Origin of the sequence: Streptomyces sporangiiformans (genome assembly GCF_005768555.2) — a bacterium.
Taxonomy (GTDB): Bacteria; Actinomycetota; Actinomycetes; order Streptomycetales; family Streptomycetaceae; genus Streptomyces; species Streptomyces sporangiiformans.
The window spans coordinates 1-1069 of sequence record NZ_VCHX02000091.1 but is presented as its reverse complement, the minus strand read 5'-3'; the positions used below and the strand labels follow the sequence as shown (position 1 = coordinate 1069).

The 1069-nt window shown below is 70.0% G+C and carries 2 pseudogenes; both read right to left on the bottom strand.

From position 1 onward, the window contains the following. Positions 1 to 73 precede the first annotated feature (73 nt). A pseudogene (locus FGD71_RS48695) lies at positions 74 to 575 on the bottom strand (alpha amylase C-terminal domain-containing protein); the annotation flags it as partial. A gap of 1 nt (position 576) precedes the next feature. Then, positions 577 to 1069 (bottom strand): annotated as a pseudogene (locus tag FGD71_RS48690) (1,4-alpha-glucan branching enzyme); the annotation flags it as partial.

Here is a 1069-nt window from a genome sequence, read left to right as displayed (position 1 = left end):
AGAGCCCCCTGGCGGGGTCTGGGGCGGAGCCCCAGAAGGATGGGACGGGTAGGGGCGGCGGGGGCGAGAAAACCTACGCCGGGCGCAGCCACACCGTCGCCAGCGGGGGCAACGTCAGCCGGATGCTGGCCGGGCGGCCGTGCCAGGCCTGGGCGTCCGGTTTGAGGGGGTCGGGGTTGGTGACGTCGCTGCCGCCGTACCGCGCGGCATCGGTGTTCAGGACCTCGGTCCAGGCGGGCACGTCGTCCGGCACACCCACCCGGTACGCGTGCCGAACCACCGGCGAGAAGTGCGACACGGCCAGCAGCGGAGCGCCATCCGCGTCGAAGCGCAGAAACGCGAAGACGTTGTCCTCCGCCGCGTCCCCGACGACCCAGGAGAACCCGTCCGGCTCGGTGTCCCGCTCCCACAGCGCCGGAGTCCGCCGGTACACCGAGTTCAGGCCTCGGACGAGGTCCCGCACGCCACGATGGTCCGGCTCCGCCCCGTACGACGGATCGAGCAGCCACCAGTCAGGGCCGTGCCCTTCCGACCACTCCGCGCCCTGTGCGAACTCCTGGCCCATGAAGAGGAGCNCCGACCACTCCGCGCCCTGTGCGAACTCCTGGCCCATGAAGAGGAGCTGCTTGCCGGGGTGGGCCCACATGAAGCCCAGGTACGCGCGGTGGTTGGCCCGCTGCTGCCACCAGTCGCCCGGCATCTTCGACACCAGCGACCGCTTGCCGTGGACGACCTCGTCGTGCGAGATGGGCAGGACGTAGTTCTCGCTGTACGCGTACACCATCGAGAACGTCATCTCGTTGTGGTGGTACTTGCGGTGCACGGGCTCCTTCGACACATAGCCCAGGGAGTCGTGCATCCAGCCCATGTTCCACTTCAGCCCGAAGCCGAGTCCGCCGAAGCCGCCGGGGCCGATGTGGTGGGTGGCGCGCGTGACGCCGTCCCAGGCGGTCGACTCCTCGGCGATCGTGACGACGCCCGGCTCGCGCCGGTACACGGTCGCGTTCATCTCCTGCAGGAAGGCGACCGCGTCGAGGTTCTCGCGTCCGCCGTGCTCGTTGGGTGTCCA